Below are 9100 nucleotides of genomic sequence, written 5' to 3' on the forward strand. Positions count from 1 at the left end.
CGCCCTGCCTTGGCGGCTACGGTTCGAAAGCTGCCATCAAAGGTCCGTACCATTGAATATCCCGAAGGCTACCACATGCTGACCCGCGATCTACAGGCTGAACGTGTTTGGGCTGATATTGCGGCCTTTATTGACAATCCTGAGGGGCCATTACCCTCCGGACTTGGACCCATAGGTAAGGTTGTAAAATAAGGAACTCGTTAAGGCTGTTTTGCTAGTCATTTCCGTATGGCCTTGAAGATTGCTCTGCCCATACCTGCTTTGCCGAAGTTAGATCCTGTAGCTTTGGCCCAAACTCGCGCCCGCTTGGTTGCTTGGTGGGAGGGGGGCGATCCGCCAGACTTAGAAGCGATTAAGGCTGAAATCGAAGCACAAGATGCCCCGGGCAAGCTTAGCGCCAAACATAAAAAGCTATATGTTACAGCAAGTCACATCATGTGGGGCCCGGATCGAAATTTTCCGACATCCTTGGACCTCACCACACAATTAGGCACAGCCGTGGGGGCCAAGAAAGATGCGACCTTGGCCTGCATTGGCGCTGGCAGTGGGTTGATCAGCCGAACTCTCTTGGAGCAATTTGGCGTCAAATTGACTGCCTATGAAGCCGATCCAACCATTCGCAATCTGGCGGCAAAGGCTGTTAAGAAAAGCAAGGCGCGCAAGGGCTACACCGCAAAACCCTATAATGGCCAATTGTCCGGTCTTGCTGAGCGGCAAGCAGAAATGGCGATGCTGTTATTCCAAGGCGGCGGAGCTGAACGCGCAGAGCGGGGGGCGTTCTCAATTTTGCGTCTCTTAAAGCCCGGCGGGCAAGCTGTTTGGTTTGACCTATTTTCGACCGAGGGTGAGGCATCACTTGACCTTGCCAAAGGAATTGAAAATCGCTCCTTTACACCGGTCGAGGTGTTCAAGGATGCCGCTCAAGCTGCGGGCCTGACCGTGGTTTCTGAAGCCGAATGCAACTTGAATTTCCTAGCCGCGATCAGCTCTTGCTGGTCCTTAATCGGCAAAGACTTTGATAAGCGCCAAGCGGCGTTGATTAAAGCCGGCGGCCAAGAGGCGGCAACCTTAGCGCTTCACTCCATCGTCACATGGAAAGCACGCGCCGCCGCAGTCCGTGCCGGGCAATTGAGCGCCCGCTATATTGTGGTTTCAGCGCCGGCTTAGGCTGACTTTGGGTCTAGGATTTAAGCATTCACCGCAAAGGCATCACCCAACGCGTCTGCAAGGCTGGAGCGCGGGGGCTCTTCGTTGGCGACGGGGGCTTTTGGTTCTGGTGCTGCGGCGGCTTGTGTTTTAGCGGTGGTTGCCTTGGTCTTCTTCGTTGAACGCTCAGAGGTCGCCTTTGTTTCGATATGGGTTGTTTCAATCGAGGGGCCGGCAAGGGGGTCTGCCGAGCGCTTAGAACGGCCTTCGAACTGACCGCCTTCTTCGATAATCAGAATTGCATGCGTCAAATCACCATCGATGGAGCCCGAGGTGGCCAATTGAATCATGCGGGCCCGCACATCACCCGAGACTTTGCCCCGAATGGTTGCGATTTCGCTGATCACATTGCCTTTGACTTCACCATTTTTGCCAACCACCAACGTGTCGCAACGCACATCACCGATCACAATGCCTTCGATATGCACGTCACCGGGAGACGACAAGGACCCGCTGATGACCGCGCCAGCTGCAACCACCGAGGCGGCAGGCTTTGGGCTTGGTGCAACAACGGCAATCGCCGGGGGTTCGTTGCGTGGCGCAGGGGTCGCAACGGTTTCAGTCTCAACATAGGTTTCTTTGGATTTGTTATTCCAAAAGGCCATCGTCTTGTTCCCTTTGATTGGCGATTACGCGCCCTTGTTACGCATGCTGGGGTGTCACGCAACACCCGAAATCCTGTTTGGGGTGTATTCCTTGGGGAATTACACCAATTCTTGCACTGCCTTAAGAACGGCTTCATCATGACCGGGAATTTTTACTTTCCGCCAGATGTTTGCGATCGTGCCATTTTTATCGATCAGAAAGGTTGTACGCTCGATCCCGAAATATTTCCGACCATACATGCTCTTCTCAACCCAAACGCCATAGGCTTCACAAATCTGGGTGCCAAAATCTGATGCCAAGGTCACATCTAAGTCATACTTTGCCTTGAACTTGTCATGGCTTGCGACCTTATCCTTGGAGACACCAATGACTTCGCACGAAAGGGCACGAAACTTGTCTATGTTCTCAGTGAATGCGATTGCTTGGCTTGTGCAGCCCGAGGTGTCGTCTTTTGGATAAAAATAAAGGACAACACTCTTTCCTTTTAAACCAGACAAGGCCACGGTTCCGCCGCCGTCTGTCGGCATTTCAAAGTCAGGGGCCTGTTGGCCAATTGCAATTTCGCTCATGGTGCTAAATCCAATCCGTTCGCGCCGAAAGCGCCTTGATCAGGCAGATAAGCCTGAGGCCGCTGGCTTGCAAGCCGGGGACGGGCCACCTCGCGGCCAAGAAGCTTCTTCCACAAAAGTGCGGCAATCACGTGACAAGAAACGAGCAAAGGAGAGTAAGCCGGAACTGGAGGAAACACCGAGCGGGACCGTGGTGGCCAAGCGGACAAAAAAGCCTTTAAGCCAAACACGGCATTCAAGATTTTGGATGGAAAGTGCCACCGTGGCCTTGGCTCTATCGGGCCTATTTGCTGGTTATTTGGCGTGGCGGCTGTCGATTGGTACCGTGTCGATCTCGGCGACGACACCCTTTGTCGAGGATTCTTTGAGCCGTCTTGTCGGTGGGCAGACCAAAATTGGGTCGCTGCGCCTTGGCTGGGATCAAGAAGCGCGGGACTTTGTGGTTTTAGCGAGTCAAATCACAGCGCGCACAGACCAAAGAACCTCACCCTTGCGGCTTGGAAAAGTTGATCTGACACTGGATGCGCCCTCGCTCCTAATCGGCCGCGCCGTCGTCAAACAAGCCCGCTTGTCGGGTATTGAGGCGGTTCTGGTTGTCGACCGACAAGGCCGCACAGCCTTTGGTTTTGGGTCTGCAGAGGAAGTCTTGGCGCTACCGCGGATCAAGGGTGAGGATGGCGGCCTCGCCCGCATTTTGAAAGCAACGCGCCAAGCGCTTGATCCGAAGGGCCAAGCGGGCCGGGTGGCACAAGTCGTGCTGACCGAGGCGCGCCTACAAATGATTGACCCAGATAGCGGCCAGCGCCTGATTTTGGAGCGCGCACGTGCGGGCCTCTTTCGAAGTTCAAGTGGTATCATCACGTTGCAGGCTTCTGGCCGAATAGAAAAGTCGAACTCAAGCATGAATGTTGCCATCGCTGCCCCGCCGGCTGCTGATGGCGCGCTGGCTTTGGTGACCGACTTGGAAGACATGCGTTTTGCACAATTGCCGCTCAGCTTGCGTGGTCAGAGCTTGGAACAATTGGCTAAATGGACAAGTCCATTAAGCGGACGTGCTTTGGTTTATCTCACGCCAGAAGGCAGTCCGATTTCGGTTCAAGGCACGCTGCGGCTGGCGCGTGGCCGTGCAGGGGGTATCGCTGTTGAACGGGCAGCTGGAACGGGGGCTTGGTCAAAAAATACGGGCATCATTAGTCTTCAAACGCTCGATATTGTCAGTGACAGAATCCAAGCCGCTGGTGTCAGTGGTCAGCTCTTTCCCGCCAATGCAGACCAAAGACGCTTAGAATTTGCAGCAAAGTCCTTTGCCCTCGATACCCCAAATGCTGGCGGTGTGGTTGGCGAGGGAGCCAGCGGTAAAGTCCTGCTCTCTGAAGACATGCACTTGATTTCTGCCGATCTGGTAGCCCAAGGTTTTGGCCTATCGCATCCCAATTCAACCATGGCCAAGCTGTTGGAAGCAGAGGTTAAAGTGCTTTCAACAGGCCCAAGAGGAGGGCTAAGCAAAGCTGGACCTCAAGGTGCTTTTGCCGGTGGTAAAGTCAGTGTGCAGGCCAAGTCTGCGCGTATATCCTTCAGCGATCGGGCCGGCGCATTTGGTAGCGGGGCTGGCGTTAATCTAACATTGGATCGCCCCTCGGCCAGTAGTCCATGGAATGCACAGGCAAGTCTTATCAGCTTGAACTTGGCAGGTCGTGGACTCTCTATCCCGCAAACCAATGCGCGGGGCCTGAGCCTAGCATGGAGCGGGACTGATCTTGCCGGCGCAGGCCAAGTTAACGCGCGTATCGCCGCCATGACCACCACTCAATCTGGTTCACGTGGCCTTGGGCTTGCGGGCTCAAATCTTGCGGTTCAAGCCACGCGCCAAGCCAATGGTTCAATCAACCTCGCAGATGTTTCCGCCGATAGCTTTGCCTTCAATAATCCCGTTGTTTCAATCGCAACAGGTTCACTTGCGATGGCTGGCACTTTGAGCGACAAAGGGCTGAATGACGCTTGGTTGAAGACGCCAAGCTTGATCCTGACAAGCCCCAACCAATTGTCGAGACCTTTTGTTGCGACGGGAGTCGACGTGGCAGGTGACGTTCTGCCGCGCGGGGTCCGATTGCCTGCGATCAGCTTAAACCATCGCGGGATCGCTGTTCAGGGAAATCTCGAAGTGGCGTTGGCCCGTCGCGGATCAGCAATGGTCAATCTTGATGCCGATATTGACGGTGAAATTGACGTTGAAAGCTTGCTCGCGGGCTGGCCTCGAGGTTTCTTGCCTGAGACACGCACCGCGATTGCCAATGTGGTCAAGGAAGGTGTCGGTAAAACCGAGCGCCTCGTGCTGCGTATCCCTTCTGGGTTGTTAAAGGGACAGCCGGGTGGGTCAGATATGATCGCACTGGACTTTGATATCCGGGATGCGACGGTGCAATATCTGCCGCAAATGACAGCTTTGACCGGCGTTTCGGGGCGCGCTCATCTGACCGGCGATAGCTTCCATGTTGCGATTGATGGTGGCAAATTAGGCGATCTAACCTTGTCTGACTCTTCCTTCGCCATTCCAAAATTCAGACCCAAGGATTCTGAGGGTGTGGTGCATGCGAAAGTGTCAGGTTCGGTCGCCTTAATGGCACAGGAGGCCGACCGTGAACCCTTACGTCTGCTCTCCAAGGCTCAGTTTGATCCTGCCCGTTTGGACGGTGAGGGCAGTCTGGAATTAGACTTGCGTCTGCCGTTATCAGATCGATTGCAACCCGACGCGATCAAGGTGCAAGCGCGCGGACAATTTGAGCAGGCTAGCCTGCAAGACGCTTTTGCTGGCTTGGAGGCCAATGACGGTACCGTCCAATTGGATATTGATAATGGCCGTGTCGATGTAAAAGGGCAGGCTTGGATTGCCGGCAATCCATTTGATTTCTCGTGGGTGTCAGAACCTGAAACCGCGGCCGCACCGGGCACCCAATTGGTGGCAGACGGCATGGTTGATTTGGCAAGTTTGATCCAAATTGGTGTGGACGTCACGGCCTATGCAACAGGGCCCGTGCGCCTCAGGCTGGATGCACAGTCTAGAGGCAATAAGCTGCTTGGCGCGGATTTGGACGCTGACTTCAATTTGGCGACCATGGTTCTGCCTGGCTCCCTTTGGACCAAGCCTGAAGGCGAAGCAGCGCAAGCGACAGCTCGCATCACCCAGCGCGAAGGCGGTGGCTGGGAAGCCAAGCAAGTGGTATTTGGTGCCAGAGGTGCCGATGTTCGCGGGGATTTGGCCTTCTCAGAAAAGCTTGACTTAGTTGCCGCCGATTTCTCCCGCATTTCAGTTGCACGGGCGGCAGATTTGAAGTTGCATATTTCTGAAGATGCCAATGGATTACGTGTGAATGCTGAGGGCGACTATCTTGATCTAAGTCCGTTTTTGATCAAAAGCGATGTAACCGAGCGTACCGTCGATTTGCTGGATCGACCGCTCAATCTTTCTGCTTCGATTAAGCGTCTCGCCACCGGCCAGTCGGCTGCCTTGGATGATGTGCATGCCAGCCTATTGCGGGATCAAGATGGCTGGCGCTCGCTTACTATGACAGGCAGTTCCCCCACAGGGCAAACCGAAATCGTTATGCGCCAGCAACAAGATGGTCGCCGCAGCATTGTCGGCAGCCTTTCCGATGCAGGCTTCTTTGCAGGTTTGATTTATCCCGGCGCACCATTGGTTGGGGGAACCGGCACGATTGAGGGAGAATTGCCTGTGGTTGGTGCCGACAGTGCAGGCAGTTTGACGGTTGAGGTTAAAGGCGTTTCTTATGCACCCAACAAGCAAACTCCGATCTTATTTGATCTGGTGCGGCTGCCGATGTCTGTGAATGGCGGTATCATTGCCCTGCGTGAAGGGAAGGCCGACGGTGCAGCCTATACGGTGAAGGCCTCAGGCTATGTGGATCTTGAGGAAGGAAAGTTGGATATTCGCGGGGTGGCAACTCCTGGGGGCTTAAACCGCGCCCTTGGAGAAATGCCCCTATTTGGTGGACTTCTAGGCGGTGGACAGGACGAGGGCTTGGTCGGCCTAACCTTTACCGCCCAAGGCACTTTGGCAAATCCTAAACTGAGGACCAATCCGATTTCAGCTCTCGCCCCAGGATTTTTGCGGAAACTATTTGAGAGTCAGGCCCCTCTGGAGCCGCCACCCCGGCTCAAGAAGCCAATTGTACCTGCTCTGATCCCACCGCCAGCTGACCCGGCCGGCGAGGCAGCGCCGCAAAGCTGACGCACACCTTCACCAAAGGCGGCTAGACGTTAAGGCTGCCAATGCGTGATCCGTGACGAAGCACTCGGACGCGGCCGTTCCAACGGAGCTTCCGTGGCTGTTCCAAGATAAATCAGACCGGCAAGCTTCTCCTGTGGCGTTAGGCCTAGCAGGGCCAGCGCGTCACGATCATAGGCCACCCATTCGCTCAACCAGCAGCCGCCAAAGCCAAAGCCATTGGCTGCTAACAGCAGATTGTAACACACCGCTCCAGCAGAAAGCACTTGCTCCCATTCGGGGACCTTTGGACTTTCAACCGGCGAAAACACCACGGCCACAACCACTGGCGCGCGAAGAAAACGGCCCTCCTCAAGCGCGAGCCGTTCTGCATCCTTTACTTGACCTCGATCAGACAAGAGCGCTGCAACCTTTGCCCCATAGGACCTTCGGCTATCGCCAGATAGGATGATGAAACGCCAGGGACCAAGCTTTCCATGATCTGGAACCCGGGCCGCCAGCCGTAGGATCGCATCCAACGTGTCGTTGTCGGGGCCAGGGGCGGTTAGATGTGCAACCTTGGTTGAGCGGCGCAATGCCAGTCGCGCGAGAAAGGCCTCATCAGGGCTGGCTTGCGGCAGGACATCGTTTTCGATGGGTGGAGGCGGGAGGGTGTGTGGTGCAATTGTCATTGTTTTCAGACATAAGGCATAGTGAATGCGATTGCATCGCCTTGTGAAAGTTTTTTTGCTCTATGTCTGAATCTGATCCCTTCCAGACCCTCGCGTCGCATATCGCGTATCAAAACCCTTGGATAACGGTGGAACATCAAGATGTCCTGCGTCCAGACGGCAAGCCGGGCATTTACGGGATTGTCCGCTTTACCAATCGTGCCGTTGGCGTGCTGCCGATAGATGATACAGGCCATGTCTGGATGGTGGGCCAGTATCGTAGGCCCGTTGAAGCTTGGTCTTGGGAGATGCCAGAAGGCGGCGTGCCTTATGCCGAAGATCTTGAGGCCGGCGCCTTGCGTGAATTGGAAGAAGAAGTTGGCATACGTGCCAAGACTTTGATCAAGGTACTCGACATGGATCTGTCAAACTCTGTCAGCGACGAAACCGCTATCTGCTTTGTGGCGTATGGATTGTCACGTGGTACTTTGGCCCCGGAAGGAACAGAGGTCTTAACGATCAAGCAGCTTCATTTCACCGATTTGCTGGCTGATGTAGAGGCAGGAAAAATTCGTGATGCGTTGACAGTTGCGACGGTCTATCGGACTTACCATCTAGCAATGACAAATCAATTGCCCGCTGCGCTGACCAAGAAGTTGTTAGCTCACCCAGACGGAGACTGAATATGGCAGGTGCAAGCTTAGAACTCGTTGGCGGCATAGCGACTGGCTTAACCAACGTCTGGACCCATTTGCGCACTGAAGCGGCCACTGCTGCTGCTGAAGAGCCCTTATTGGCAAGCCTATTGAATGCGACCATTCTCAATCACGCCAATTTCGACGATGCGCTGGCTTATCTTCTGGCGCAGAAATTGGGTGGGGCAGATATGAATGCGCTTCAAATGCGCGAAGTCTGCATGCAAGCCTTCAAAGAAGATCCCGCGATTGTCCGCAGTGCGCAGGCTGACGTGCGTGTCATCAAGCTGCGTGATCCGGCATGCCGCACTTATTTGCAGCCCTTTCTCTATTACAAGGGCTTTGCAGCCTTGCAGGCCCACCGAGTTGCCCATCACTTATGGAAGACGGGCCGTGAAATGATGGCCTTCCATCTTCAAAGTCGGGTGGCAGAGCTGTTTCAAGTCGATATCCATCCAGCCGCACGCTTAGGCGAAGGCATCTTTATGGACCATGCGAACGGCATTGTGATCGGTGAAACGGCTGTTGTCGGCGATAATGTGTCTATGCTGCACAATGTGACCTTGGGTGGAACCGGCAAAGAAGGCGGTGACCGCCACCCGAAGATCGGTGCAGGCGTGCTAATCGGGGCAGGGGCCAAAATTTTAGGCAATATCAAAGTGGGTGAAGGGGCACGGATTGCCTCAGGCTCCGTTGTCCTGCACGAAGTGGCACCCGGTTGCACGGTGGCAGGTATCCCGGCGCGCCCCGTCGGTGGGCCTTGTTGCGAAAACCCGGCCGATAGTATGGATCATGTTTTTGATGTCGCAACTTTTGACCCGGGGCTTTAAGCCTTAGGTTGCGAGTGCTTTGGCGATGGTGGAAATGTTGTAGGCCAGCATCTTGATGCTTGTTCCAGCGGGGCCGTCTGGCTTTGACAGCGAGTCCGAATAGAGCTTCCCGCCTAGCTTCGCACCACTTTCTTTCGCGATTTGCGCCATCAGGCGTTGATCCGCTTCTGTTTCAATAAAGCAGGCGGCGACATCTGCGCCCTTTATGTCGTCAAGCAGGCTGGCCATTGCTTTGGCCGAAGGCTGAGCCCCTGTGGATAAGGCTGCGATACCGCGAAACTCGAGGTCGAACTCGCGGCCC

The 9100-nt window shown here is 54.9% G+C and carries 8 protein-coding genes and 1 pseudogene; 5 read left to right on the top strand and 4 right to left on the bottom strand.

The annotated features are described in order from the left end of the window. Both IOB61_RS13075 and IOB61_RS13080 read left to right on the top strand, forming a co-directional pair. Window positions 1-192: pseudogene (locus IOB61_RS13075) on the top strand (alpha/beta hydrolase); the annotation flags it as partial. Between the two features lie 36 nt (window positions 193-228). Continuing rightward, a complete protein-coding gene (locus tag IOB61_RS13080; protein WP_290817470.1) occupies window positions 229-1167 on the top strand; it encodes a hypothetical protein in 939 nt (312 codons plus the stop codon). A 20-nt stretch (window positions 1168-1187) separates the two neighbouring features. Here the strand turns inward: IOB61_RS13080 and IOB61_RS13085 are convergent, their stop codons facing one another. Both IOB61_RS13085 and bcp read right to left on the bottom strand, forming a co-directional pair. Continuing rightward, the gene (locus IOB61_RS13085; RefSeq protein WP_290817473.1) at window positions 1188-1811 is read right to left on the bottom strand and encodes a polymer-forming cytoskeletal protein; all 624 of its coding nucleotides are present in this window, start codon (window positions 1809-1811) and stop codon (window positions 1188-1190) included. 99 nt (window positions 1812-1910) lie between these two features. After that, complete coding sequence (bcp, locus tag IOB61_RS13090) at window positions 1911-2381, bottom strand: thioredoxin-dependent thiol peroxidase (RefSeq protein ID WP_290817476.1); 471 nt, start codon at window positions 2379-2381, stop codon at window positions 1911-1913. A gap of 247 nt (window positions 2382-2628) precedes the next feature. Here bcp and IOB61_RS13095 point away from each other — a divergent pair, with 247 nt between their 5' ends. Continuing rightward, window positions 2629-6627: a DUF3971 domain-containing protein gene (locus IOB61_RS13095; protein WP_290817479.1), complete on the top strand. Its 3999-nt coding sequence runs from the start codon at window positions 2629-2631 to the stop codon at window positions 6625-6627. A 29-nt stretch (window positions 6628-6656) separates the two neighbouring features. Here the strand turns inward: IOB61_RS13095 and IOB61_RS13100 are convergent, their stop codons facing one another. After that, entirely contained in the window at window positions 6657-7295 is a 639-nt protein-coding gene (locus IOB61_RS13100) for a nitroreductase (protein WP_290817482.1), read from the bottom strand. Window positions 7296-7357: 62 nt separating this feature from the next. Between IOB61_RS13100 and IOB61_RS13105 the strand changes: the two genes are divergently transcribed. Continuing rightward, complete coding sequence (locus IOB61_RS13105; protein WP_290817485.1) at window positions 7358-7957, top strand: NUDIX hydrolase; 600 nt, start codon at window positions 7358-7360, stop codon at window positions 7955-7957. 2 nt (window positions 7958-7959) lie between these two features. Next, window positions 7960-8799, top strand: a complete 840-nt coding sequence (gene cysE / locus IOB61_RS13110) for a serine O-acetyltransferase (protein ID WP_290817488.1) — start codon at window positions 7960-7962, stop codon at window positions 8797-8799. A gap of 3 nt (window positions 8800-8802) precedes the next feature. Here cysE and IOB61_RS13115 read toward each other — a convergent pair. Continuing rightward, on the bottom strand, window positions 8803-9100 hold a 298-nt coding region (locus IOB61_RS13115), incomplete at its 5' end, for a zinc ABC transporter substrate-binding protein (protein ID WP_290817491.1).

This window comes from Aquidulcibacter sp. (assembly GCF_020253525.1).
In the GTDB taxonomy this organism is placed as follows: domain Bacteria; phylum Pseudomonadota; class Alphaproteobacteria; order Caulobacterales; family Aquidulcibacteraceae; genus Aquidulcibacter.